This window comes from Zooshikella ganghwensis (assembly GCF_018263875.1).
In the GTDB taxonomy this organism is placed as follows: Bacteria; Pseudomonadota; Gammaproteobacteria; order Pseudomonadales; family Zooshikellaceae; genus Zooshikella; species Zooshikella ganghwensis.
In genome coordinates this window covers 323,744-349,249 of the sequence record NZ_JAEVHG010000005.1, presented here as the reverse complement: position 1 = coordinate 349,249, position 25,506 = coordinate 323,744, and the positions used below count along the sequence as shown (strand labels likewise).

The window sequence follows — 25,506 nt, the reverse complement described above, 5'->3', positions numbered from 1 at the left end:
ATCCCAAACTGGGTTCACCTGAAGACAAAGCTGCCTTTACCGCCTTAATGCGTGATTTACGACAGGCGTTGGATGCGTTAAGCCAAGAGACCGGCAAAAAATACCAGCTCACTGCGGCAACCAGTGCCGGTCCTAAAAAAATCGATAACATTAATTACGCTGAAGTCAGTGGTTATGTCGATTACATTTTTGCTATGACCTATGACTTCTATGGTGCTTGGGACAGTACCCTTGGTCATCATTCAGGGCTATATGCCGCTCCTCACGAAAAAGTACCTGAATTTAATGCCCATGATGCTGTACAAAACCTCACCCAGGCGGGCTTACCAGGCAATAAACTGGTTCTGGGCGCCGCGATGTATGGTCGAGGTTGGACAGGTATTAAAGGTGGCCAGGACAATAATCCCTGGGAAGGCACTAACGGTAAACCCATAAAAGGTTCCTGGCAGCCTGGCGTTATTGACTACAAGCACATCGTATCTAAGTACTTGGGGGGTACCAATGGTCAAGGCACCAGTGGCTTTAAGTATTTTTATGATGATACAGCACAAGCCCCCTATTTATGGAATGCCAGTAAAGGCGAACTGATAACTTACGACAACCCCCGTTCAGTGAAAGCCAAAGCCCAATATGTCACGGCCAATAGCTTAGCAGGGGTATTTTCGTGGGAAATAGATGCTGATAATGGTGATATTCTTAAAGCCATTCATGAAGGGCTAGGCAATAAGCCAGGTGATAATCCCAAACCACCCGAGCCGCCTACGCCACCCGATGACGGTGACAAACCTAAGCCCCCCACACCACCGGGTGATGACGATGATGATATTCCACCTCCGCCCCCTCCACCAGGAGACCCAGGTGATGGTGATATTCCTCCACCCCCACCGCCAGGCGATGATACTCCCGGTGACGACGGTGATAAGCCTGTACCACCGGCTAATAGCTGGCAAGCGGATCAAGTCTATACCAAAGGCGATCGGGTAACGTATCAAAGCAAAACCTATGAAGCTAAATGGTGGACCCGCGGCGATGAGCCCGGTAAAGATCAATGGGGTCCCTGGAAACAGGTTCAAGGCAGCGATAATCCACCACCGACAAAACCCGGTGATGGTGACAAGCCCGATACGGATAAACCTGGCAATGGTGATAAGCCAGGCAAACCGGATGACAACAAACCCGGCAGTGTTGACGCTTGGCAAGCTGACAAAGTCTATGTCAAAGGTGACCGAGTCAATTACCAGAGTGTACTCTACCAAGCCAAATGGTGGACACGTGGTGATGAGCCAGGTAAAGATCAATGGGGTCCTTGGGAACGTTTAAATGATACTCCTGATGACCCAGATGACGGCGATGATGGTAAAGAGCCTCCAATCCCCCCCGGTGATGGCGATGATGATGGCGATAACCCCAATCCTCCCACGCCAGGGGATGGTAGTCAGTATAAAGTTATTGGCTATTACATGTTAGGGCCAGATGAAATCAACAAATACCCAAGTGTAGATTTTCCGATTAGTAATATTTCCCCGGAAAAGGCTCGCATGCTAACACACATCAACTTTGCCTTTATTGGTATCAACCAACAAGGTCAATGTGATTTGTTAGAGGGCACGGACCAAAATAAAGCAGCAGAAGTATTTAAACAGTTAAATACCTTAAAACAGTACAACCCTAAATTAAAGCTGATGTTTTCGGTGGGTGGTTGGGCATTTTCGAACGATGCAAGCCCTACGGCGAATCGTTTTCGTGATGCCGCCGCATCAGATTCAGCACGCAAAACCATGGCCAGCTCATGTATCAAGCTGATGAAACAACATCAATTTGATGGCATCGATTTGGACTGGGAGTATCCACGTAAGTCAGATGCTAATAACTTTGTTTCATTACTTAAGGAGTTTAGGCAGCAAATTAATGCTCAAGAGCAAAAAGATTCTGCCGACTATCACCTGACTATAGCAGGAGCTGGAGGCGCATTCTTCTTATCCCGTTACTACGCCATATTAGACCAGGTTGTAGCACCCTTAGATTTTCTGAATTTAATGACCTATGACTTCAATGGTCCCTGGCAAGGGGTGACAAAAACCAACTTCCATGCGCACCTTTACGGTAGTAAGGATGAGCCGAAATATTATAATGCGTTACGTGAAGTGCAGTTTAATCCGCCAAAAACATGGGAAGAAATAAAAAAGCTATTTCCTAGTCCCTTTGCCCTAACCGCTGATGCGGCCGTTAAACAGCACCTTATCATGAATATCCCTCGTGAAAAGATCGTGATGGGTGTACCTTTCTATGGCCGAGCGTTTAAAGAAGTTGGCAAGGCTAATAATGGGCTTTATCAGTCTTTTAATACACCTGGTGGTGATCCCTACCAAGGCGATCCAACCTGGCTCGTCGGCTGTGATAAGTGTGTGGAACGAAAAGAACCGCGTATTGCCACTTATGCTGATATTAAAAAGATGCTGGCAGGAGACTATGGTTATGAGCGTTTCTACCACCCAGAAGCAAAAGCACCTTGGCTGTACAATGCCAAACATGACTTGTTTGTGACTTACGATGATGCTGAATCGTTAACCGTCAAAACTCAGTACATAAAGCAGGAAAAACTGGGTGGTGTCATGTTTTGGCACTTAGGCCAGGATGACCAGCAAGGTACATTGCTACGTAGCTTACATAATGGCTTAAATGCGGGCACTTCTCCCGGAGACGGTGATACGCCTAAACCACCTCAACCCCCTACCCCCCCAGATGGCGATAAACCAGGTGATGGTGATATTCCAACACCACCTAAACCACCAGGTGATGATGGGGACAACCCAAAACCACCACAGCCACCAACCCCTCCTGGCGATGGGGATAAACCACAACCACCCAAACCACCTCTTCCCCCAGGTGATGGCGACAAGCCAGGCGATGGTGACAAACCCGGAGATGGAAAGCCTCTGGCAGGTAATGTGTTTGTGGGTTATTGGGAAAACTGGAACAGCAATAAGTATGTGCCAATGAGTCAGGTGAATGAGAAATACAATGTGCTCATTGTCGCCTTTCCCAGCATCAACAGTGATGGCTCGGTAGTGTTAGGTGATAAACCCACACCTGCAGATATCAAAGCAGCACAGGCCAAGGGCAAAAAAGTCTTACTTTCTATTGGTGGCCAAAATGCACTGTTGCATCTAGACAACCAACAGCAGGAAGACAACTTTGTAAACTCATTAATCAGTATTTTTGACCGCTACGGCTTTAACGGTATTGATATCGATACCGAACATGGTCTGCTGGCTTCAGGAAGCCCAGATAAACCAACGGGTAGCGTGTTAAGAATGATTAATGCATTAAAGCGTTTGAAAAAACACTATGGGGCATCCTTTTTAATGACCTTTGCACCAGAAACAGCCAATGTGGTTGGCGGGCTTTCTGCCTGGGGCAATGCCTTTGGTAATTATCTACCCATTTTCAATGCCTTGAAAAACGACATTAGCTGGGTACATATGCAATACTACAACTCTGGTTCTATGTTAGGGCTAGATAAAAAACCGTACCGCCAAGGCACCCAAGACTTCTTAGTTGCACTGACTGAAGCCGTCATTAAAGGTTTCGAAATTGGTGGTACAGGTGTCGACTATACCGGCCTTAAGCCTAGTCAGGTGGTCATTGGCTTACCATCAACCCAAAGTGCTGCCCCTGCAGGTGGCTACACAGCCCCTGCGACCGTTAAAGCGGCTATTCGCTGCTTGCGTACCGGTCAGTCTTGTGGCAGCTATAAGCCCCAGCAAACCTACCCAGGTTTTCGCGGGTTAATGACCTGGGATGTTAACTGGGATTCCACCAATAATTATAACTTTGTAAATACACTACATAGCTGTGCTGTTAATAATCAGTGTCAGTAATATTGCGTTTATTTTAACTTTAATTGCCCGGCTGCTGCCGGGTTTTTTATTCGAACAGAAAAAAATGCAATGCTATATTATTAATTAACAAGAAAAAGCGTGGGCTTTTAAAAGGACTTAACTCATGCCATTGCAACCGAGAGTGCTCCATTCCTACCGCAACTACTTCCTTGATAGCACCCGCTGGGAACTGTTCTCCCCTAAAGATGATGATATTATCATTTGCTCATCCTACAAATCTGGCAGTATCTGGCTGCAATATATTATTAAAAATCTTATCAATTACCATCAAAATCAAAACTTAAAAAGTCCATTATTCCTATCCTGGATTGACTATCAAGGTAATGCTACAGACCAGTTAAAAAATTATTTAGCCAAAAAAGAATGTCGTGTACTAAAGTCTCATCTACCTCTTGATGGCATACCCTATTATCCTCAGGTGAAGTATATTGTGCTAGCGAGAGACCCAAGAGATGTATGCATGTCGCTTTGGGACTATTACTCAAACCTTAGCCCAAGTTTTTTAAAATCAGTTAATGAATCCATACCTTCAACTTATCAACCTCTGCCCTCCCCTCCTGGCAGTTTGAGTCAGTTTTGGCAACAATGGCTGACCAAAGGCAGCTTCCCATGGCAGCATGAAGGCTACCCTTTTTGGGGAAATTTATACCATACCCAAAGTTGGTGGAGCTATCGCCATCTGGAGAATATATACTTTGTCCACTACAACGATTTATTAGCTAACCTAGCAAATGAAATAAAGCTACTTGCTCGCTTTCTTGAAGCTGGTACCCAAAAAGTAGCTCATGTTGCCCAACGCTGTACTTTCAGTGTCATGAAGAAAAATGCCCAATTCATAGTGCCTGAAGCTGAGCATATTTTCACAAAAGGTGCTGATAGTTTAATTAATAAAGGCCGAAATGGCCGCTGGTTAGGCCGTTTAACTGAGGATGACTTGGCATTAGTAGAAATAGCAAAAGTAGCTAATTTAAATCAAGAATGTGGTCTGTGGCTTGAGAAAGGCCGTGCCTCACTGACTACTCAGCAACATCACAAACCTCGGGAACCTACCAGCTAACGTTTTTAGTTGTTCATTTTAATTGAGAGTCCTCAAGCGAATCGACCACTATATGAATCGCAAGCCATACTGTTTCCGTGGTACGTGATGTCCAATCTACTCGGTGTTTGACATGGGCGGGAATATATAGGTAGTCCCCGACAGCCAGAGTGTAGGGCTCACTCTCACCTTGAAATACCACCCTTGCTTCACCTTGCAGAAGCAGTACCCATTCATCGTTATTTTGATCGTACCAGGCGCCTTTAGGTGTTGTATGTCCTTTAGATATAATCCGTTCGATAGTCACCCCTGGCTTTTCCAGTATCACTTCAAATAGCTCCTGAGGAATATCTTGAGGAATTGCCTGAAAAATATTGCCTGTCGCCACCTTGCTTACCCTCCTTAGCAATGCTCCAATATAAAAAAACGTATTACTGCTAGCCCCTTAACATAATTGCCAGCCTTATTAGCATCAAAATGTGATTATAACCAAGCAGCCCTTCCCTATAAACTTCTTATAATAGTCCTAATGCAGATACATCTTTAGCAAGTAAGATTGAGTGAATAGAGTTTAGTAAGTGGGAATACACCCTTTGAAACCACCAATATGATTTCAGTTTAGTTAATATAGATTTGTATGAACCAAACTTTACGCCACGTTTTTTATATCGATGTTCTTCGTTGTTTAGCGGCTCTTGCTGTGATTGCAATTCATGTTTTAGGGCCATTACGTGAGCTGTACAACGTCATTCCGTTACATCAGTGGCTTGCGGCAGTGGAAATCAATGCCCTTATGCGCTGGGCTGTACCCATTTTTATCATGATCAGTGGCGCTTTACTGCTTCAGGAGCAACATCCTTTTAACCTACAACACTACTTAACTCGTCGTGTTGTCAAAGTTGTCATACCTTTTCTAGCCTGGTCTGTGATTTATGCCTTAATAGCAGGTTATTCTGGACAAAATGGTTCCCTTGACCAAGTTATCACTATTATCGAAAACGCTAATAATGAACCCACTTGGTATCATTTGTGGTTTTTTTATGACTTTATACCTTTATACTTCATTATCCCATTACTTGCGTTAATGATTCATAAACTAGGACACGAACGTATTAAGCTATTAATTACCGGCTGGTTATTACTTACCCTGGTCAACTGGCTGAATATCGAAACGCCTCTTCGGGTCAATATCGTCCTTTATTCAGGTTATTTAATCTTTGGCTGGTATCTTGCCAATCATACTCCAATCCATACACGCTGGCTTATCGTTGGTGGGCTATTAGCTGCAGCAACTAATCTAGTTGGAAGCTGGTATTGGTCAATGTTAAAAGATGGTTATAGTTCATTCTTTATGGGCTATAAAACACTCAACACAGTACTCATAGCAGGGATGATATTTACACTATGTAAGCAGTATAGTGAACAGATTCCCCTATACCTAAAACCAGTCATTGCTCACTTAGCCCGTTATAGCTTAGGTATTTACTTATTGCATCCAATTATTTTAATTCCCATTAGAGATTTAAATAACGGTGTTTATGACTGGTTTGGTCACAATATAGTAGCGATTCCCTTCATAACATGTATTGTGTTTATTCTTTCTTACGGTGCCACACGTTTGTTATCCTCCTGGAACGTTACTCGCTGGCTTGTACCTTAATACCTTAATAAATAAAAGGGCACTAAATAATGTAACGCTATATTGACTCAAAAGGAATTGAAGCTAGATTATCATAAGATAATTGTTGGTTTTCCATTCGCTCTTTATTACGCTTGATAAATGCTTTAACTGTTTCACCTAGTTTAATACCATAAGCATCACACGGGAGCTCTCTTGCTATCGAATAAGGTTGACTGGATGAATCTAAATCAATTTTTTTCAAATCAATAAGTCGCAACCTCTGCGCTTGTTTTTTTTCATCAAGCAACAATAGAACAAAGGGTTTCAAACGTGTAGATGGCTCACTATAGGCAATGACCCCCACTTCACCATTAGACATTTCAACTAGTGCCCCTGGCGGATAAACACCAATACATTGAATGAACTCATCGACAAGCTCTGAATCAAAATGAGTTCCTTTTTCTTTATTGATTATATGTAACGCCATGATGGATGATTGGCTCGATTTATAACAGCGAGTACTTGTTACAGCATCATAAGTATCTGTTATTGCGATAATTTTGGCATAAAATGGAATCTGGTGACTACGTAAACCTCGAGGATAACCCTTACCATTGAGTCTTTCATGATGAGCATACGCAACATCAATTGCTACAGCTTCCTCTATTCCGGCACTCATCAATAGCTTTTTTCCCAAGGTAGTGTGAGACTGCATCACTCGTAACTCTTCCAGATTAAAATTACCTGGCTTATTGAGAATATGATCTGGGATTTTGGCTTTACCCACATCATGTAATAAACCACACAAAGCTATTCTCTCAATTTCATGTTTAGGAAACCCTAAATGTTTAGCAAATGCTGCAGATAAAATACAGACATTCATACTGTGCTCTGCTGTATAGTCATCTTTATTTTTAATATGTGATAACCACTTTAGTGCATCATCATTTCTTAATATACTTTCAACACATTCGTTTACAACATATTTTGCTTCTTTAATATTAATTGCTCGCCCAATGCGAACACTTTCCATAATATCCTGAGCGGTACTGCGAATATGTTGAAACTGCCTTTCTGCATATCGTAGCTCAGACTTAAAAGATACTTTATTGATATACTGAACACGTTGTTGAGGAATGCCAGTTAGTACATTTCTTTGAGATACTATCTTCGCTTCAATATATACATATTGACAACACTGAGATAGCAACTCAATCTCATCATTCGTACTAATGATAAATCCTTGTAATAAAAAAGGAGTATCAACCCACGGCCGATCTAATCGGACAACATGCATGCCAATTTCCAGCTGATCAACTGAAACTTTTTTCTCTAAGTGTTCCAACATGTTAAGTAATGGTTAACACCCTAATCATATGTAAAATAGTCACTATGGATAATCATCACTTGTATTATAGTTACAGGAGGTAAGAACAACTCAACAAAGTTTAGTTTATTTATAACTATGACTTTTTCCTTGCAAAAAGATTCTAGATATTTTTCTGCTGTATCTTTATCAAAAAAAACCATAAAACGCATTTCAAGTCCATCGTCTGACTAAACTAATGCCCTTTTGCAACAAAAAATTCGCATAATACAATCACATTTAAAGACATATCTGTTATGGATAAATATACCCTTCACGAATCATTTTCAGGGTTTATTGTCAGCGCTCTTGACCACTAAGGATGGTGGAAATGCAGTTTATGCATAATGACATGGATTTCATGTAGTAGAGCAATGCAGGAGCAATTGCCGAGGAGCATTTAACTGCCACCCCAGTCACTTATTAATATAAGCTCCGGGGGCTTCATCGCTTGACGGCCGCCCCTAAAAACCCTTCGTTTTGGGTATATTATACCAACACAACACATAAATTAATTCTTTATATTTTACAATCCATTACACGCTATTTTTACACAAAGTTTAGCTCTTTAAATATATAGAGCAATTATCTATAACTTAATAGAAACTTATAATTTACCCATAAAAAAACCACTCCATGCCTGCCACAAAAACAAAGCACAAAAATAATATACTAATCGATTCACATACATTGCACTTATGATTTATAATCACACAAAATATTAAACCAATATTTTTACCCATCGGTAATACGCCGCCCTAAAAGCAATTCATAAAGGGGACAAATCATAACAAGGAGGTTATGCTAATGGTTATTGGCAAATTAAAAGAACGTGCTTCTACACATTCAACATTCACCTCAGCTATAGAAGATGTTGATGTTTATATTTCTAAAAATGGTTGCTCTTTTCGGAGCGGTGAAAAAAATATAGATTTTTCAATATTACCTTCTTCTTTACCTTATCAGCCATTAAGTGTTATACAACTTAAACCAGAACAAACCCATTTGCTACCCCAAAACCACTCTTTTGCAATACACTGCCTTACAGGAGATATTAAAATTCATGGTACAAATACATGCATTACATTAACTGAAGGTGAATTCGTTATATGGGAATGCCCCCCAACCAAAGCAAGTGTTATACAATCATCTCGGCAGGCTCAACATTATGTTGCAATTACTGACCTACATACAGCCCCTCAATTACCAGCAAGCAACAATGAAGCTTTCAATCTAATAAATGTTCATTCTTTCAATTACGCTCAGCGACCTAACGGCATTATTCTTAAATCCTTATTAATGGGTACCTGCTATGAGCAAACCACTGGATATGAGTATGTTGAGATGCCCCCTAATCAGCTCATCACACCACATGTTCATCCCAACTCAGATGCTATTGTCATTGTCACCCAAGGCAGTGGGCGGTTTATTGCAGGTAATGGATCAGTTCAAGTTAAAAGATGGTCACATGGCATTATTCCCAGAGGGAAATTACATGGTGTGATTGCTGATGCATATGGGATGACATTTATTTCAGTACAAATACCTCCCATAGGCGAAGATGGTTATATTTTCTTTCCAGATTTTGTAATACCAGCAGAAACAGTTGAACTTGAATGATATAAACTCAATAAATTACAGTGGGGAGTATTATTAATCCCCACACCGCTTTTTACTCATAGCACTGATCGCTTGAGCTTTCTCTTAAGTATTTTGCGGCAACCCATCCCGTAATACCTTGATAACGAATTTTACACCAGCGTGGACGCTGCTTACGTAAAGCATCCTTTTCACTTTCAGATAGTGTAGTGGCTTCCTGAAAGGTCATGCCTCCTGTACACTCAATATTGGGTAAACACTGCTCATTAGGTGGAATGGAGCCCAACTTGTTTGACTGCCAACTAGGTTGCTGACGTATATTCAAGCGATCATTTGCAGCAACACTATGTACCTCCCAAAAATCTGGACCATCCGCTTCGGCCCATACATTTAATACACAACAGAATAAACTTATTACCAGTAATACTTGCTTTAACATTAACCACTCTTTTTTCATACCAATTACTTAACCAACCTATAAGATGTCCTTAATTAAGGTATCCTTAAGATTTAATACAACCTAGGACGGCTAGCTTACAATAAAATGAAAACACCTGTACTTTACAGCCTCACAGTATGACAAATTATTTAAGCTTGTTTTTTTTACAGTTAAAACGCTTTAACCGGTTCGTGCTGGTAAACAACAGGAGGAATCGGACACTCTAGAATCACAGCAATCACTCGCATCAGTTGTACTTCACTTAAAATAACGGATTGATCAAATGCAATACAGTCAGAACATGTTTCAATGAGGGACTCCTTGTCATCTAGTTTAAGCTGAGTACACTGCTGTAATGCCTTATACAAACGGCCAAAAGAAAGTGTTGAAGGAATTTCTCCCTGCAAAGACAACTGTTGCATTGCCGCGGCAAAGCACGTCAATTGCTGTGGTTTAGGCATTTGTGAAATCTGACAAATGGCAGCAATAATGATTTGGATATCTTCTGCAACCATAGCTAAATCAACTGACTTTTTTAAGCTGCCTGCTCGATAGGTTTCAGACCACTTATTATCATAGTGCTTAACCATGGCGAGCAGTGCCCATTCAAACAAACATAATTTACCATCCGCTTTGGCTAAGGCAAATAAACAGTTATTCAGTTGTGTGCGCTGCATAAGTGACATTAACTTTAATACAGGCTTTGCTATTTCTAATAACGCCAGCAGATCCTGAGAGGAAAAACTAACCAAGTATGTGGCCATCTGCTGGACGGCTACTGCTGTGGTATTATCACTGTAGGCTTTTGTAATTATTGCTAACTGTTTAATTTGCTCATCTTCATCTTGGTCAAACAACAGTGCCATCATCACCAGATGTACTTGCAAAGGATCATGAATAGCTGTGATTACAGGCATAGGCGGTGATTTCAGTAATGTTTTTGCATAAGCTAAGTGGTCCTGTTTTATCACACCAACCTGCATTACCGTCTGTTTAAATTGTGCTTTATCTTTAAAAGGTAAGGTTGGCTGCTGCTTTGAAACCGCCAGCATGACAGTATCATTGACTGCAAGAACGGACTCGGAAGGCGATGTTTCCGTTTCAGGTTGGTCAGTCATCGTTTTTAATGGGCTTAAGAAAGTGCCATCCCACTTAGGCTCTAACTTCCGAATTCGATCTTCAAGTGGTGGGTGCGAAGCAAACGTTTCAGTAGCAAATCGAGATGTACAGCGTCCAAACGTCATATGCGTAACTTCTGAGGCTCGTTGAGCGTTAAGCAACGTTCCTACCTGACTACCTCCAATTCGTTTCAATGCGTTTGAGATACCATCAGGGTTACGGGTATATTGCAGTGCAGAAGCATCAGCAAGATATTCTCGTGTTCGACAAATGGATGATTTAATCCAGCTCGCCGCTAACATACCCATAAAACCTAATAACAGCAGCCCACCGCCTAACAGCCAGGAACGGTTTCTATCATCCCTGGCATACAACAAATGTTCGCCAAACTCAGAAATCATGGTAATACCAAAAACAACCCCTATTAGCCGAATATTTAGACGCATATCCCCATGAATAATATGACTAAATTCATGAGCTATCACCCCTTCTAGCTCATCCCGCGTTAAGTTGTGTATACACCCCTTGGTGACACCAATAATCGCATCATCTAATTCATAACCGGCTGCAAAAGCATTTATACCGCGTTCATTCTCGAGTAAATAAACATCAGGTACGCCACATCCAGAAGCAATAGCCATTTCTTCAACAACATTTAACAAACGTTTCTCGTAAAAATCCTCCGTATTTGCAGTAACCAGACGCCCCCCTAAAGATTCTGCCACAGTAAAACCACCCGCTGACAATTTATGTAATTTAGTCATACTCCCTACAGCAATCACCGCAGCAACCACAACCAAGCAAAGCAGATAAAACTCCCAAGAAAAAAACCATGGCATCCCCCCTTGAACATGCATTAGCTGAGTATCTGCAGCAAACCAAAATACAAAGAAAATCAGAAAATAAATGCCAATGGATAATAAAATAATGGTAATAAACATTAACAGCAACAAACGCTGTGTTTTACGCTTAGCATCACGCTGCCACTGAAAAAAATTCACGAATACTAACTCACTTATTAGTAGCTAAGGCGTTATAGCTAAAAAGAAACTTTAGGTGCTTGTTGAATCGCGGCTGAATCCTCGAATTCTAAAAGTCCAGCATCTTGGCTGTGACCAAACATATTAGCAAAGAAAACAGGCGGAAATGACTGTCTAAAATTATTATAATCCGTTACAGCATCGTTATAAAATTGCCTTGCTCGAGATACTTTATTTTCAGTACTGGTCAACTCTTCAGCAAATTGCATCATATTTTGATTCGCTTTTAAGTCTGGGTAATTTTCTACCACCACATTAAACTGCCCCATGGCACCAGTCAGTGTTTGCTCTGCTTCACTAAACTTACGCACCTGATCAGGGGTTAAGTGTTGTGCTAAGTCTTTCAACATATTCGCCGCCGCATTTCTTGCTTCAATCACTTTGGTCAAAGTCTGCTGTTCATGTTGCATATATCCTTTAGCCGTTTCAATCAGGTTAGGGATCAAGTCATAACGTCGTTTAAGCTGGACCTCTATTTGTGCAAAAGCATTCTTATAAGTATTTCGTTTACTCACCAAGTTGTTATAAATACTAATTACATAAACAACACTACCAATGACGACCACAAGTATTATTATTGTTGAAATATCCACGCCTAACCCCTTACTGTTTACCTGCAAAACTGTTATTAGCCTTAACTATAGCCAATAGCATTGGTTATGTATGCTATCTTGAACTGGTTGCAAAAACTAACAGGTAGTGAGCGATAGTTGTTTGACAAGCAAACAATTGTCCAAAAACTATCACATAGTTGAAAAGACGTTCCATGGACTCTGACCAAGTAGTATAATCTCGCCACAAAATTATAAGTGAACCATTAGGAACATCACAAAATCGGGATACAAACTATGAAAATAACCCTAACGGGCGTCTTTTGCCTGTATTTATCAACCTTTAGTTTACCTGCATGGAGCCAGGCTAACACCTTAGAAATCCTAGACCTTACTCGACATTGGGTAGGTATCACCGCACTCATTATTTTCGGCATTGCTTATATAGTTGTTATGCTTGAAGAAAAAATTCATATGCGAAAATCAAAGCCGGTTTTACTCGCCGCGGGGTTAATATGGATTTTAATTGCTATCACTTACAATCAAGAGGGCAATTCTCATTTAGTCGAGGAGGGAATAAAACATAATTTTCTGGAATATACTGAACTATTTTTCTTTTTATTAGTGGCGATGACTTATATAAACTCCATGCTAGAGCGTGGGGTATTTGATGCTTTAAGAAGCTGGCTTGTCAAAAAAGGTTATACCTACCGTACACTTTTTTGGCTGACGGGTTGGCTAGCGTTTATTATTTCGCCTATTGCAGATAACCTTACCACCGCATTGATCATGTGCGCTGTGGTTCTCGCTGTAGGTAAAGATCAACCCAAATTCATTGCACTTAGCTGCATAAACATTGTTGTTGGTGCAAATGCCGGTGGCGCCTTTAGTCCCTTTGGTGATATCACTACGTTACTGGTCTGGCAAAAAGGTGTTGTTGATTTTGCTGAGTTTTTTCATTTATTTGTTCCTTCAGTCGTTAACTATTTAATTCCTGCTACATTAATGCACTTCGCCCTACCTCAAGGTAAGCCAACCAAACAGGATGGTGAAAAACTTGTGACTATTAAATTTGGCGGTTTGACTATCGTAGGTTTATTTTTATTAACGGTGATAACCGCTATTTGCTTCCATAACTTTCTCAATATCCCTCCTGTTTTTGGCATGATGATGGGTCTTGCTTATCTTAAGTTTTTTGGTTTTTATTTACGTAGGAAAGGCCACTCCCAAAAAGATCACACAGATGTTCCAGGAGGACACCATACTGGTGAGTTCGATATTTTTGATAAAATTGCGCAATCCGAATGGGATACATTATTCTTTTTCTACGGTGTTATTTTATCAGTTGGCGGGTTAGGTTTTATAGGTTATTTAGAACTTGCATCAACCGTAATCTACGGCGAACTCGGGGCAACTACCGCAAATACACTCGTTGGCATATTATCCGCCATTGTTGATAATATTCCTGTCATGTTTGCAGTATTAAGCATGAACCCAGATATGCCTCATGTACAGTGGTTGTTAGTCACCCTAACCGCAGGTGTAGGGGGTAGCTTATTATCCATTGGTTCTGCTGCTGGTGTGGCTCTTATGGGTCAAGCACGAGGCCAATACACATTTTTTAGTCATTTAAAGTGGACACCCGCCATTGCCCTAGGTTATGCAGCCAGTATTTGGGTTCATTTATTAATTAATGGTTAACCCATTTTGCCGCAAGGAAGCGGCAAACAAACCTCCAGTGAAGGGTATACAAAGCTTACCCTTAACTAGAGTGATTCTTTTATTGGCTTTCGTACAAGTTTTTTTAACTGCATAAGTTCTTTTTGATAAAAAGATGTTCCTTTTTCATAATCAGGGTTGTACTGCAATGTAACAAAACTGTCAGTAACCCGCTGAGTCCAAACACTGTAATGCGGAGTTTGTTGTTGCAGTCGCTGTAAATATGACATTGGTGCTTCGCCAGTTAAGCGTTGGCAGCCTTGTTTTTTCCCCCACTGACAAAACCTTAAGTAAAGTCGCGTTGCAGGGTCATATTTAATGGGTTGACGACGTAAAATAATCCAGAGGCCCAAAATCAAAATGATTACGGCAAGCCCCCCACCTAATGCCAAAGCAAGTTTATACCAAGAAAAGCCACCAAATAATTGATTAAAAAAATCCATTTGCTGATCTTGGTTATAATTAAGGACAAAACGCTGCCACCGATATTCCAGCATATCCCACTCAAGACGTAGGCGGTTAATCCAGCCAATATGTTTAAACCGTATTGGTGAAAGCGGCGTATCTTCTAAAAAACTTCCTTCTTCAGCTAGAGCTGCTTCAAGGCCATCTTGAATCCGTTCGGGAGCAACAGAAGCCGTGGGGTCTACACGTATCCATCCCCGGCCATCATGCCAAACTTCAACCCAAGCATGAGCATCAAATTGCCGGACCTGCACATAATTATTGGTTGTATTTCTTTCACCGCCTTGATAACCCGCAATAACACGCGCCGGAATACCTGCCAACCGCATTAAATAGACAAACGTACTGGCATAATGTGCACAAAAACCTCGTCGACTCGTAAATAAAAATTCATCAACGGAGTTAAAACCTAAAGTAGGCGGCTTCAATGTATAGTAAAAAGGCTGATGATTAAAATATTGTAAAATACGGTCGATATACTGCTGCGGTTTTTGCCGTACATCATCCCATAACTGTTGTGCAAATACCCGCGTTTTAGGGTTACCAAATGCAGGTAATTGTACATTTTGTCTTCGCAGCCAGTGGGGTAACTCCACGTCAACCAGTGACTCTGGATAAGAGCGAACTTCATATTGCTGACGTAACCGGACTGGCTCACGGGCAATTAACGTAAAATCACGTGTTACACCTATATCAACATTGCTGATTTGTGGCACTGCCAATGCGTAAAGCCAGTTTTGCTGTGTGGGTTCTAAAATAACGGTGTAATGGAGTGCCTGCCCTTGTTTTTTTAATGCATTAGGCCAACGCTGAAACTGATCTCCCCAGGTAATCAATGGATTGCCTGACAGTTTTAAATCTTGTGCCGTTCGGCTCGCTAATGCGAGTTCCCGACTCGCTTGTCGCCACGTGCGTCCCATCAATTCAGATAGCACAACACCACGCCAATAAAGTTGGTCCTGGGGTGGTATAGGTCCCGAAAAGGTTGCTCTAAAAGCAAGCGCATCGGATTTACTTAACTCTGCAATATCACCCGGTGTCATTTGATCACTGACCCCACTTCGGGCTTTTTGGCTAGGCAACTCTACCGACCAAATAGGTCCCAGGCGAGGGATAAAAATAAATAACAGCACCATTAATGGCACTGCCTGTAACATCATCACAGAGCCTTTGCGTAAGGTTTTTTTGAGTTGCAGTGTTACCTGTTGCTGATGTAAGCCAACCAATGCTGAGGTGACCACTATCAGCGTGAAAAATGTGTAGGCAGCGGAAGGGATGGCTTGTGAGTACAACAATTGGGTGACAATCACAAAATAACTTAAAAACACGACAAGATAAGCATCGCGCTGGTTTTTCATCTCCAACAATTTAAGTAAAAAAGTACAGAGTAATAAAACGACGCCCGCCTCTAAACCAACAATCGTACCATAGTTAAAAAAGGTACCTGCCACCACAGCAATGACCAACAACGCTTTCAGCCAGCGAGCTGGATAAGACCAGCGTCCATGGAAAATCATAATTCGCCAGCCACCACACGCAATAGCTAAAATCCCTACCCAATAGGGTATCCTTAATAAGTGGGGTAATAACACCAGTGCCTGGGTGGTGAGCAGCCATATTAAGCTCGTACGTGGTATTGAAGCGACAGCAATAGCATGCTTACGCGGATGGTCTTTAGAGGACTGGCTTGATGGCTTGGATTTTCGTCTAAACATTCACTTGCCCCTTCCTGGGATAGTACTTGATTGACTCACACCAAATAAGGCAAGCGCTGTTAAACAACGGGTTAAATGCTGAGGACCACGAGCAGGTTCAAGGGTAACGTTTGGAATTCTTAGGCCATAATCCTGATGATGTTGTTCACACTGCAGACACCAGTAACACAAGAAACTTAACCGCTCCTCCGTTGAGGCTCCGGTAAACTGCTCCCAGTCCAGCCACAAACGCATATCAGTGTAAGCACTAAATTGTTTAGTGAGTAAATCATCAGACTTCCAAAAGTGCTTCCAGGCAATGTGACGAAGCCCATCACCGGGCTGGTAAGATCTTAGTCCAGTAAAGTCTTCAACCCCCTCTTTGGCTAATGTATCCCCCTCACTGGAAGCAATATGACATGCAGGTAGTGGACAGGCGATCGGTTTTGGATAAATCAGAGCCTGGCTTTCCAGGTCAAGCCACGTCCAGGCTCTGAGCAGGCCTAATGGGTAATAGGTTTCAATACATAGTCGCCCAGGTCTAAAATAACCACGCTGCGAGGCTAATAAAAAAACGGTTATGGATTGCTTTTCATGTGGGGTTAGTGAAACGGTCGATACCTGATAAGGCTGCCAAAATAACCTAATGGACTCATGGGGTTTACCCACAACATCCTGCAACTGTAGGGTAAATCCAACATCATCTCCAACATGGGCTTTAGAAGCATATAATGCAGTTACTTCTAAACCCGCTAAATTTGCATAGGTATGTAAAATACATACTAAAAATAAACTGGCTAAAAAAAAAGCGACCATAAAACTCATGCTGTTCTCATAATTCACCGCAGCAAAAAAAACAGCCAGTCCAATTAAAATAAAAAAATACCCTGTTCGAGTTGGTAAAATAAAAATACGTTTTTGATTCAAAAAAATGGATGAACTAGGAGGAATCCGCTGATCCAACCAGCGACCAAAGTAAGCTTTAATCATGGTTCGCATCACACAACGACATCCACTGCGGTCAGTAATCGCTGGCTTAATGCTGCACCAGTTGTACCCAAATGATCATTAGGCTCACGCAAACGATGCTGAGTGACGGAGGGTAATACCGCTTGTATATCTTCTGGTAACACATGTTTTCGACCATGCATGAGTCCCCAGGCTTGAGCAGCGCGTAATAGTGCCAAGCCTGCTCGCGGCGATAAACCATAGGCAAAGTCTTCTTGTTTACGAGTATATGCCAGTATTCTTTGTAAATAATCCAAGACTGCTGTAGCAGGTTTTACCCCCATGACCTGCAGTTGAAACGCCTTTAGCTCTTCCTGAGTCAATACCGGCTGAATCGTCTCCAGTTTAACGCGACCTGAAAGCCCTAGTAATACCTGACGCTCAGCTTCTGGATCTGGATAACCCAAAGATATACGCATTAGAAATCGATCAAGTTGTGACTCAGGTAAAGGAAACGTGCCTGCCTGGGAAAAAGGGTTTTGTGTAGCGATGACAAAAAACGGCTCAGGTAACAGTCTAGTTTCACCTTCTATAGACACTTGGCGCTCTTCCATCGCCTCCAGCAATGCACTTTGGCTTTTAGGGGTGGCTCGGTTAATTTCATCAGCCAATACAATATGGGAAAAGATAGGCCCCGGATGAAAGGTAAATTGTTGAGTTTCTTTGGTGTAGATTGAAACCCCTAAAATATCTGCTGGCAACAAGTCACTGGTAAACTGAACCCGGTTGTAGGTCAACCCGAGCACGCGAGCTAAGGCATGGGCTAACGTTGTTTTGCCCATACCAGGCAAATCTTCAATCAATAAGTGCCCCTGGCTAAGTAAGCAACACAGTGCCAGCTTAATCTCCTGCTGCTTGCCTGCCAAAGCATATTGTACAGATGATACACAGGTATCCAGTTTCTGCTGCATTAGACTCCCTTATCTTAATACTGGCTTTGGACTCTCTTAATGTTAATCACCAATAATCGCTTTTCTTAGAGTAGTGAATGCCCCATAAGTTTGCGAGCATCAAACGCTATCCTCTTTGCCCAGCCAAATTCCTCACTTATTAGCTTGCTCCACCTAGCAAATAAGACTTATTACTCAATAAAAACAAGAAATACTTAGCGCTTTAGTTATTTTGCCAACTATTTTTTTAAGTTACACTGATTTTTTTCATGAACATAACCTCTAATAAAGGTGATTAATTAATTCTTATACCCAAAGATTGGAATACATTAGCTTTATAGATTTGGTTTAAACCACCTTTTTAAAGCTCTGCACCAAGGACTATGCACCAAATGTAAAGCACAATGGGTATACCTTATTCGTCCTATCGCAATACTGCTTTTGACGTACATAGACAGGACGCGAGGAGGTTAAAATATGAGCCACATTAAACAACTATGTATAAGTGCCACCATAGCTAGCGCCCTTTTGTCGTCAGCATCTCAAGCACTGGAAATAAGTATTCGTTCAGGAAACGTTTCATTTTCAAGTGGATATCACCATCCACCCAGGGTGGTAGAGGTACACCATCGCCACTATCGTCAACACCGCCACCATCGGCGCTGTGGACACTGGCGCCCCAAACATCATCGAAGACATCGCCATTTTAGAAAACACCACTACTACGATACTGGCTACTATAATGAGCCTCGTTACTCACAGCACGTCAACGTTAATGTCAATTATCCCCCTCCTCGGCCGTTACGCATTGAGCCTCAATGGCATCCTCATCAGTCTTACCGACAAGGCCAAAGCGTTTACTATCGGGGAGTCAGCTATCAAGCAAAGTGGTGGACACAGGGAGAGGAACCCGGATCAGATCGGTGGGGACCTTGGCGACCCATTTACTAACAACATGTTAGAAAACGATTAACAAGGAAATAAGAACTAACCAATCAAGTGGTGATTACAGCAGATTAAAAAAGCATTAGTATCCTCTAATGCTTTTTTAATTGTTTAGTTTTTTTCTTGCGCTTTTTCTTCGCTTTAGATGCTAAAGGAAAACAGTCTTCGAAGCGCTGACGAATCGCTTTTACTTTGGCTTCCTTACGGGCATGAACATGTGGGCCTTTAGCTGTAGAGAACGTGATTACATTGTCTTTTGGCATTAATTTGCCCTCCGTCAGCAGTATTTACCACCACTTTACTCTCAAATGTCAATAGATCCTATCGTCAACGGTTATAGTAAGCCACTTTCAGCTATGGGTCTACTCATGCTTATTACTTATATATCAACCTGTCTTATTTTATTAGTTATTGCTATCAACCTAATGTTAAGCAGGCGCTGTCAGCAGTGTCGTTTCAGCCTTTCCACCACAATATTCTGAGAGTAGGTTTACCAAAGCCTCAAGGCAAGGCTGGAGAGATGCTTCCTGTAATGACTCAACCACGAGAATAGCGTCAGTAGTGGAAGGGGTCAGCTTAGTTCTATCAGCTTCCTTCCAATTCCAACGCCGACATACAGCGCCAACATCATCACTGTAAATGACCTCACCAGGTTTAGGCGCTTTTGCTTCGGCCTCACCCAGTAGTTGAATAAATGCCTCATTTTCAGTGGCAAACCGCAGCCATAAATCACCTTTAATTTTTGCTATATCTTCCCCTCCCACAGGCACACGATATTGCAGCGAAATAATATTATAGATATCCACTAAAGGATTAATCGCTCGAGGATATTGCTCACGCTTTATTCGCTGTAAAAGATTCTCCAAACTACAGGGATAACGTTTTGGCTTTGCACCAAACAAACGATATGCCTCACGCCATACGGCGACTTCAGGTAGCTCACTGAGTGTTACCTCTTGCACTTGCCTTGCTACAGATTGCTGAACATTCTGTAAATAGTTAGCCGTTGCGGCTGACGCTTGTTCATTATTGATACCAGACACTTTAACAACGCCTAGCTGCAACTTAGGCCACTGTTGCCAAATTTCTTGGGCAACGTATAAATTGGTCATAACACTAAATACCCCGCAAACCAGAACATAATACAACCTGTTACAACATCTATGCCCCGCTGATATTTCGGCTGGTGGAGCTTCGTGGCAAGAAATGACGCCCCATATGTCAAGCTAAAAAACCAGACAAAAGAAGCCGCAACCGCGCCACTCGTGAAGGCCAGCCGCCCATCATCAGCATATTGCGCACCCAAACTGCCTAGAAATACTAATGTATCCAAATAAACTTGTGGATTAACTAAGGTGATGATCAGTGTCGCTAAAATCACCTTAACCACAGAACTGGAAGTATTTTTTTCACTTACACCAGTACTCTCATACTGATTACGCCATGCTTTTAGCAAAGCAAACCCGGCATAACAAAGTAAAAAAGCAGCACCAACATATTTGGCTAGTAATATGATCCCTGTATGTTGACTTAATAAGCTACCAACCCCTGCTACTCCAACTGAGATCAAAACGGCATCACACAAGCTACACACAAGCGCGACTGAGAAAGGGTAATGTCGCTTTAGAGCGTGGTTAAGCACAAATGTATTTTGCGCACCAATTGGAATTATCATTCCTAGCCCAATTGCAAAACCCTGACTAAATGGAAACCACATTATCTACCTCAACACCAATGCTTGATAACAATAGTAACAGTAGCAATATGACCTATATAAGTGAAATTAATTAATTTAAATAATCATTAGTAATTCTTATAATGAGGTAAAGATACTCACTTATATGTGGTGTGGAGATCCTCTTTATGAAGCTCGATTATAAGCTAATAGAAGCCTTAGCCTGGGTTGCCAAGCTTGCAAGCTTTGAGAAAGCCGCTCAGAAACTGTTTATCACTCAATCTGCGGTATCTCAGCGCATAAAACAATTAGAAGAACGTATCGGAGAACCTCTATTAATAAGAGCTACGCCTCCGCAACTGACAGCACGAGGCCAACGCCTAATCTGTCACCTTCAACAGGTCCAGCTGCTTGAACAAGAGTTATTGACAGAACTTGATATTTTTGAAGGTGAAAACCCCTTTCTACCAATTAATATCTCAATCAACGCTGACAGTCTTGCTACATGGTTTTTGCCATGTATTGAGTCATTATTAGCGTCACACCGCATCCTGCTTTCTATTCAAGTCGAAGATGAACTAAGAGCACTGCAACTACTTAAGCGTGGCGATGTCGCAGGTTGTATTAGTTGCCAATCTACACCATTACCTGGGTGCAAAACTCATTATTTAGGTGATATCCATTATTACTGTGTAGCCAGCCCTCAATTTATTGCTCGCTATTTTAAAGACGGTTTTACACTTGCTAATACCCAAAAAGCGCCTGCAATTATTTTTAACCAGTTTGACACGCTGCACGAGGACTTTCTTATCCAGTTTTTTGGTGAACCACAAGTAAACTATCCCACACACCTAATTCCCTCTTCAGATGCGTTTCTTGCAGTAGTAGAAAATAGTATTGCGTATGCACTGATACCCCATATGCAAGTGAGCTCTGCTATTGAAACAGGTAGACTAATTAATCTCACCCCCCAACACTATGAAACTCGCTCACTATACTGGCACACATGGCACACTCCTTCACAGGCTATTAAACTGCTGACAAAATCATTAAAAAAACAAGCGCATCTTTTTCTTATTAATAAAAAATAGCGAGTGTTCTAATCATATCGCATAGAAAAACGACACTATTATTTTTAGCCATAAACTATATTCTTTGAATTTACGCTTAATGTTTGTTATAAACATCTCGCTGTACGCAATGTACTAAAGACCAAAATATTAATCATTTAAACAAGGATTGTTTTATGTTAAAAGCTATTGGAGCACTTTTATTGACAGCCATTAGTTCACATGCCTTAGCCAACAATATGTCCAACTCAGAGCAAGCCGCAGATGCTTTGATGAATGCAGCAAATGAACTACGCAAAGCTTATTATTTTAATACAGACAAAGTAACAGGTGTCTGCACTCAATTATTTTTAGAAAATGGCGTATCCATTGGTGAGGTTTTATGCTCTAAAGACAGCGATAAAAACCTTGTTAAACTACTGGAAGATGCCGCTAGTCGTGTTGGAAGTATGAACCAATAAAGAGGTCATTATGCCCACAGTGAAGGGTAAATTATACTTTTATCAGAAAATACGTTATTAGCCAGAAAGTTTTTTCGCTATATTTTAAGTGGGCTAGTTTGGCCCACTTAAAATAATGCTTTACGCTTATGTTGATTTGATTGCCCTCACAGGCAGTACATCAGTATTTTTCACACTCATTCTTGCCCACTGGTATCTTTTTTCTCATTTTCGAGCGCCTTATCCATAATTGCTTTATATAATGCTGCGGCCCTGGCAGCTAAATCATGGTATTCAGGGTGCCGATCAACATAGCCTCGCATTTCATTGGCATCCGCAAACACTTCTTCCAAGAAAGCAATATCATATTCTGATAACCGTTCACCCTGGTCGACTCGTTCTTTAATCGACAGAGCCCTAGGCAAGCGCTGCTTATCAAACCGCTCAATCAGTGCAGCAATAATACCTGCATCTTCAGCATTCTGGTCCATGTTTCCACTCCTACAATACAATTTTAAATAACATCGCTGTTATCCATAAACGACATATCGGTCACAATATACCCTACACTTTGGGTATAATAATAAGACTGGCTTATTAGCACTTTCCTTTTTTATAGGACTTGGCAAGCATTTCATAAGCGGTACGAACTTCACGAAAGAGTCCTGGGTCACCGCCTTTGTCAGGGTGAAGTTCCGCTGCTTTTTTTCGATAAGCCAACTGAATCTCCTCCCACTTTGCCGTACTAGGAACTCCCAACACGATTAGTGCGTCTGAACGCTGATCCCAAGCAGCAAACCGTCGCCAAAACTGATCCATCAACTGTTGTAGACCTTCGTGGCTCATAGTGTCTAAATTGCGCCAGTCTAAATAATACTCTCTAAGCAAACAATCATGAGAGCCGTTAGCTAGGGCATTATGCTGCGAAACAGCACATACTCGCAGTAAATGGATTTCCAATGGTGAAATAGACAAATACCACTCATGATCCAATAGCTCAGTTTGTAATTGATAAAGTGCATTCATCACAAGAAAATGAACAGAATACAAATTATCCAGCGAAGAGGTATCCGTTATCAGTTGACGTGCTTTTAATTCCCTAATCAACTGATGCTCCGATATTGGACCTGAGCATTGGTGTAAAATTGCTTGAATAGTTGCTTTGAGCGGGTTATCCAACATCAAACTTAAACACTGCTTTTAAATGTTACAAAATGAAGTACAGCTAAAGAACTAAGGCCTTTACCTTAAGTACTCTATCGTACCGCTATCTCACTTAAAATGAGTATATACCCATACCCGAAGATTTTTAGGTTAGGGAAACACTTCACTGAACTATTATCACTAAAAAGGTATAAATCTTTTACCTAACCCCTTGTTTTAAAAACGTCCTTTTAACGGCTGGGGCATCACAGAGAAAGCACCCTCAAGCTGGCTCAATACCATTATGAGGTGTTGCCAAAAGTCATAGCTAAGGTGTTTCATCTGTGCATTTAAGTAGTAGTAGCTGATTTCATTCAAAAATTGCTGCTTTATTACCAACACTTAGTGCTGTCAATCATATGAATGTCATAATCAACATAATAGAACAGTTTATCTTGTACAATTTACACCTTGTTACCCTTATCACCATACTGATTGGTTGCAGCTTTTTCTATTGGCGTAAGCTCAAACATACAACAGCCAACTTCTCCCATATGCTGAACCGCTTCTGGGTTACTCCAAGCCTCATTATGATAATGTGCAGTACACTTTTTGCACTATCAATGTCTGCCAAAGCGCAATGCTCTAAAGCGATATATTATTGTTACCCGCTAAGTAATGTTATTTCCAACTTACATCTAATAACTCAACTTTATACTTTACCTGTTTTGCTTATTTGGAGTGCTGTGTTTTGGACTGGACAGTTATGCTTAACAGTTAAACCAAAATAGTGCCTTTGATGATCAAACACTATTAACCTCATAGAAAATATAATTTTAAGTTATAACTTATCATGAGGTATTCTTATCACTCCTACCCCACATATTGCATATTTTTAAGTCACTGATGACTGGTTTGCCCTATTACTGCAAACCAGCTGATGGAAATGATGGAAAAATAGTAGGCTTAGTGATATTCAAGCAGTAAAAAGTTACTCACTTATAAATCACAACTGCCGTTTTACTATTTATCGCAGAAGGAAAGCACATTAGCGCTTAGAATTGACTAATTTAGTGGCTGTTTCACCACTTTTAAGATAGCGCGAGGGTCATCTTCCTGGCCAAACTCACTTACTGTTTTAAACTCTCCTGCTTTTAGTACTCGCCAGCCATCACCCTGACTAATATAAAATGAACCTTCTTCGTCAGGTGACTGAGAAGCATCACCTAACATATAAAGGCGTTGAACTTGACCTGCCGCCTCCGCAAAATATTGGGCAATATCATCAGGCTCAGCAGAAATCGTTTCCCATACAACAAAAAGTGAAAAACGACCATCAGCAACAACCAAGTCTGGGGTTGCCATCATATCAAGTGCATTAAATGCTTTTACCTCCCATGGCTCGAATTGCTCTGTATCATAGGGGTCTGTAAGCACTTTCAAAGCAAAGTCACGATAGGCAGGGGTATTAAAATCAACCGCTAAACCAATAGTATGGTAACTCATTTTTGAAATCTCAATCGCTATCTTCTTTTGGGATGTATTTACAAATCGCTTGTAAGTAGTATTGTTTAACACTAAAGCTTAACATACTCTTGACCGTATATGTCGTTAGCTTTAAGGCGCCCTCACCTTCCCCTCAAAACCTTAAACTTTAAAAGGGTAATAACCCATAAGCTGAAGAAAAGGCGACACATAGTGTTTTTTTGCTAAGCCAACATCTGTGCCCTTTAGAGAGTGCAATGTTGGTGTTTTATCACAACATCAAACCTTTTGCCATAAAC

Annotated in this window: 22 protein-coding genes; 8 read left to right on the top strand and 14 right to left on the bottom strand. The window is 41.3% G+C overall.

Annotation, left to right across the window (positions count from 1 at the left end; genetic code table 11):
- Positions 1-3,881, top strand: a 3,881-nt coding sequence (locus KHS79_RS26270; RefSeq protein ID WP_325167767.1) for a glycosyl hydrolase family 18 protein, incomplete at its 5' end; no start/stop codon positions are given.
- A gap of 124 nt (positions 3,882-4,005) precedes the next feature.
- Positions 4,006-4,959, top strand: coding sequence for a sulfotransferase domain-containing protein (locus KHS79_RS10490; RefSeq protein WP_212718727.1), 954 nt, complete (start codon positions 4,006-4,008; stop codon positions 4,957-4,959).
- A gap of 13 nt (positions 4,960-4,972) precedes the next feature.
- On the opposite strand, the gene KHS79_RS10485 is transcribed toward KHS79_RS10490, so the two are convergent.
- The gene (locus KHS79_RS10485) at positions 4,973-5,326 is read right to left on the bottom strand and encodes a cupin domain-containing protein (protein WP_212718726.1); all 354 of its coding nucleotides are present in this window, start codon (positions 5,324-5,326) and stop codon (positions 4,973-4,975) included.
- Between the two features lie 249 nt (positions 5,327-5,575).
- On the opposite strand from KHS79_RS10485, the gene KHS79_RS10480 reads away from it, so the two are divergent.
- Positions 5,576-6,598: an acyltransferase gene (locus KHS79_RS10480; RefSeq protein WP_212718725.1), complete on the top strand. Its 1,023-nt coding sequence runs from the start codon at positions 5,576-5,578 to the stop codon at positions 6,596-6,598.
- A 37-nt stretch (positions 6,599-6,635) separates the two neighbouring features.
- On the opposite strand, the gene KHS79_RS10475 is transcribed toward KHS79_RS10480, so the two are convergent.
- A complete protein-coding gene (locus KHS79_RS10475; protein ID WP_212718724.1) occupies positions 6,636-7,907 on the bottom strand; it encodes an HD-GYP domain-containing protein in 1,272 nt (423 codons plus the stop codon).
- Positions 7,908-8,732: 825 nt separating this feature from the next.
- Between KHS79_RS10475 and KHS79_RS10470 the strand changes: the two genes are divergently transcribed.
- Positions 8,733-9,545: a cupin domain-containing protein gene (locus KHS79_RS10470; RefSeq protein ID WP_212718723.1), complete on the top strand. Its 813-nt coding sequence runs from the start codon at positions 8,733-8,735 to the stop codon at positions 9,543-9,545.
- A gap of 52 nt (positions 9,546-9,597) precedes the next feature.
- Here the strand turns inward: KHS79_RS10470 and KHS79_RS10465 are convergent, their stop codons facing one another.
- The 3 genes from KHS79_RS10465 to KHS79_RS10455 form a co-directional block, all read right to left on the bottom strand.
- A complete protein-coding gene (locus tag KHS79_RS10465) occupies positions 9,598-9,981 on the bottom strand; it encodes an SH3 domain-containing protein (RefSeq protein ID WP_051311470.1) in 384 nt (127 codons plus the stop codon).
- Positions 9,982-10,133: 152 nt separating this feature from the next.
- The gene (locus KHS79_RS10460) at positions 10,134-12,083 is read right to left on the bottom strand and encodes a M48 family metalloprotease (protein WP_212718722.1); all 1,950 of its coding nucleotides are present in this window, start codon (positions 12,081-12,083) and stop codon (positions 10,134-10,136) included.
- 38 nt (positions 12,084-12,121) lie between these two features.
- Positions 12,122-12,715, bottom strand: coding sequence for a LemA family protein (locus KHS79_RS10455; protein WP_094787219.1), 594 nt, complete (start codon positions 12,713-12,715; stop codon positions 12,122-12,124).
- A 255-nt stretch (positions 12,716-12,970) separates the two neighbouring features.
- Here KHS79_RS10455 and nhaD point away from each other — a divergent pair, with 255 nt between their 5' ends.
- Positions 12,971-14,374, top strand: coding sequence for a sodium:proton antiporter NhaD (nhaD, locus tag KHS79_RS10450; protein ID WP_212718721.1), 1,404 nt, complete (start codon positions 12,971-12,973; stop codon positions 14,372-14,374).
- Positions 14,375-14,439: 65 nt separating this feature from the next.
- Here the strand turns inward: nhaD and KHS79_RS10445 are convergent, their stop codons facing one another.
- Genes KHS79_RS10445 through KHS79_RS10435 form a run of 3 tightly spaced genes read right to left on the bottom strand, consistent with a single transcriptional unit; the run spans position 14,440 to position 18,470 of the window.
- Positions 14,440-16,572 (bottom strand): transglutaminase family protein, encoded by a 2,133-nt coding sequence (locus tag KHS79_RS10445; protein ID WP_212718720.1) that lies wholly within the window; start codon positions 16,570-16,572, stop codon positions 14,440-14,442.
- A complete protein-coding gene (locus KHS79_RS10440; protein WP_212718718.1) occupies positions 16,573-17,553 on the bottom strand; it encodes a DUF58 domain-containing protein in 981 nt (326 codons plus the stop codon). It lies immediately after the preceding gene.
- Positions 17,550-18,470, bottom strand: coding sequence for an AAA family ATPase (locus KHS79_RS10435; protein ID WP_094787215.1), 921 nt, complete (start codon positions 18,468-18,470; stop codon positions 17,550-17,552). The genes KHS79_RS10440 and KHS79_RS10435 overlap by 4 nt, the downstream gene beginning before the upstream one ends.
- A gap of 456 nt (positions 18,471-18,926) precedes the next feature.
- Here KHS79_RS10435 and KHS79_RS10430 point away from each other — a divergent pair, with 456 nt between their 5' ends.
- On the top strand, positions 18,927-19,400 hold the full coding sequence (locus tag KHS79_RS10430) for a carbohydrate-binding protein (protein WP_094787214.1): 474 nt from the start codon (positions 18,927-18,929) through the stop codon (positions 19,398-19,400).
- An 86-nt stretch (positions 19,401-19,486) separates the two neighbouring features.
- Here the strand turns inward: KHS79_RS10430 and KHS79_RS10425 are convergent, their stop codons facing one another.
- The 3 genes from KHS79_RS10425 to KHS79_RS10415 form a co-directional block, all read right to left on the bottom strand.
- Positions 19,487-19,657 (bottom strand): hypothetical protein, encoded by a 171-nt coding sequence (locus KHS79_RS10425; RefSeq protein WP_165773379.1) that lies wholly within the window; start codon positions 19,655-19,657, stop codon positions 19,487-19,489.
- 165 nt (positions 19,658-19,822) lie between these two features.
- Positions 19,823-20,506 (bottom strand): B3/B4 domain-containing protein, encoded by a 684-nt coding sequence (locus KHS79_RS10420; RefSeq protein ID WP_212718716.1) that lies wholly within the window; start codon positions 20,504-20,506, stop codon positions 19,823-19,825.
- Positions 20,503-21,111 carry a LysE/ArgO family amino acid transporter gene (locus tag KHS79_RS10415; RefSeq protein ID WP_094787212.1) on the bottom strand — a complete coding sequence of 203 codons (609 nt, stop codon included), beginning with the start codon at positions 21,109-21,111 and terminating at the stop codon, positions 20,503-20,505. Before KHS79_RS10415 ends, KHS79_RS10420 begins: the two co-directional genes overlap by 4 nt.
- Positions 21,112-21,257: 146 nt before the next feature.
- Here KHS79_RS10415 and KHS79_RS10410 point away from each other — a divergent pair, with 146 nt between their 5' ends.
- A complete protein-coding gene (locus KHS79_RS10410; protein ID WP_212718715.1) occupies positions 21,258-22,160 on the top strand; it encodes a LysR family transcriptional regulator ArgP in 903 nt (300 codons plus the stop codon).
- Between the two features lie 155 nt (positions 22,161-22,315).
- Complete coding sequence (locus tag KHS79_RS10405) at positions 22,316-22,600, top strand: hypothetical protein (protein ID WP_094787210.1); 285 nt, start codon at positions 22,316-22,318, stop codon at positions 22,598-22,600.
- A 176-nt stretch (positions 22,601-22,776) separates the two neighbouring features.
- On the opposite strand, the gene KHS79_RS10400 is transcribed toward KHS79_RS10405, so the two are convergent.
- The 3 genes from KHS79_RS10400 to KHS79_RS10390 all read right to left on the bottom strand — a co-directional run bounded on the left by KHS79_RS10400 (position 22,777) and on the right by KHS79_RS10390 (position 25,228).
- Entirely contained in the window at positions 22,777-23,070 is a 294-nt protein-coding gene (locus KHS79_RS10400; protein WP_027708512.1) for a hypothetical protein, read from the bottom strand.
- A 106-nt stretch (positions 23,071-23,176) separates the two neighbouring features.
- Positions 23,177-23,761, bottom strand: a complete 585-nt coding sequence (locus tag KHS79_RS10395) for a DNA-J related domain-containing protein (protein ID WP_094787208.1) — start codon at positions 23,759-23,761, stop codon at positions 23,177-23,179.
- A 1,026-nt stretch (positions 23,762-24,787) separates the two neighbouring features.
- Positions 24,788-25,228: a hypothetical protein gene (locus tag KHS79_RS10390; protein WP_027708515.1), complete on the bottom strand. Its 441-nt coding sequence runs from the start codon at positions 25,226-25,228 to the stop codon at positions 24,788-24,790.
- Positions 25,229-25,506 lie beyond the last annotated feature (278 nt).

Excerpts from the sequence above, each read along its gene's own strand:
- KHS79_RS10420 (WP_212718716.1), bottom strand. The coding sequence starts at position 20,506 with ATGACCAATTTATACGTTGCCCAAGAAATTTGGCAACAGTGGCCTAAG.
- KHS79_RS10480 (WP_212718725.1), top strand. The coding sequence starts at position 5,576 with ATGAACCAAACTTTACGCCACGTTTTTTATATCGATGTTCTTCGTTGT.
- KHS79_RS10390 (WP_027708515.1), bottom strand. The coding sequence starts at position 25,228 with ATGAGTTACCATACTATTGGTTTAGCGGTTGATTTTAATACCCCTGCC.
- KHS79_RS10425 (WP_165773379.1), bottom strand. The coding sequence starts at position 19,657 with ATGCCAAAAGACAATGTAATCACGTTCTCTACAGCTAAAGGCCCACAT.
- KHS79_RS10400 (WP_027708512.1), bottom strand. The coding sequence starts at position 23,070 with ATGGACCAGAATGCTGAAGATGCAGGTATTATTGCTGCACTGATTGAG.
- KHS79_RS10490 (WP_212718727.1), top strand. The coding sequence starts at position 4,006 with ATGCCATTGCAACCGAGAGTGCTCCATTCCTACCGCAACTACTTCCTT.
- KHS79_RS10405 (WP_094787210.1), top strand. The coding sequence starts at position 22,316 with ATGTTAAAAGCTATTGGAGCACTTTTATTGACAGCCATTAGTTCACAT.
- KHS79_RS10395 (WP_094787208.1), bottom strand. The coding sequence starts at position 23,761 with ATGTTGGATAACCCGCTCAAAGCAACTATTCAAGCAATTTTACACCAA.
- KHS79_RS10410 (WP_212718715.1), top strand. The coding sequence starts at position 21,258 with ATGAAGCTCGATTATAAGCTAATAGAAGCCTTAGCCTGGGTTGCCAAG.
- KHS79_RS10430 (WP_094787214.1), top strand. The coding sequence starts at position 18,927 with ATGAGCCACATTAAACAACTATGTATAAGTGCCACCATAGCTAGCGCC.
- KHS79_RS10475 (WP_212718724.1), bottom strand. The coding sequence starts at position 7,907 with ATGTTGGAACACTTAGAGAAAAAAGTTTCAGTTGATCAGCTGGAAATT.
- KHS79_RS10470 (WP_212718723.1), top strand. The coding sequence starts at position 8,733 with ATGGTTATTGGCAAATTAAAAGAACGTGCTTCTACACATTCAACATTC.
- KHS79_RS10465 (WP_051311470.1), bottom strand. The coding sequence starts at position 9,981 with ATGAAAAAAGAGTGGTTAATGTTAAAGCAAGTATTACTGGTAATAAGT.
- KHS79_RS10445 (WP_212718720.1), bottom strand. The coding sequence starts at position 16,572 with ATGTTTAGACGAAAATCCAAGCCATCAAGCCAGTCCTCTAAAGACCAT.
- KHS79_RS10435 (WP_094787215.1), bottom strand. The coding sequence starts at position 18,470 with ATGCAGCAGAAACTGGATACCTGTGTATCATCTGTACAATATGCTTTG.
- nhaD (WP_212718721.1), top strand. The coding sequence starts at position 12,971 with ATGAAAATAACCCTAACGGGCGTCTTTTGCCTGTATTTATCAACCTTT.
- KHS79_RS10415 (WP_094787212.1), bottom strand. The coding sequence starts at position 21,111 with ATGTGGTTTCCATTTAGTCAGGGTTTTGCAATTGGGCTAGGAATGATA.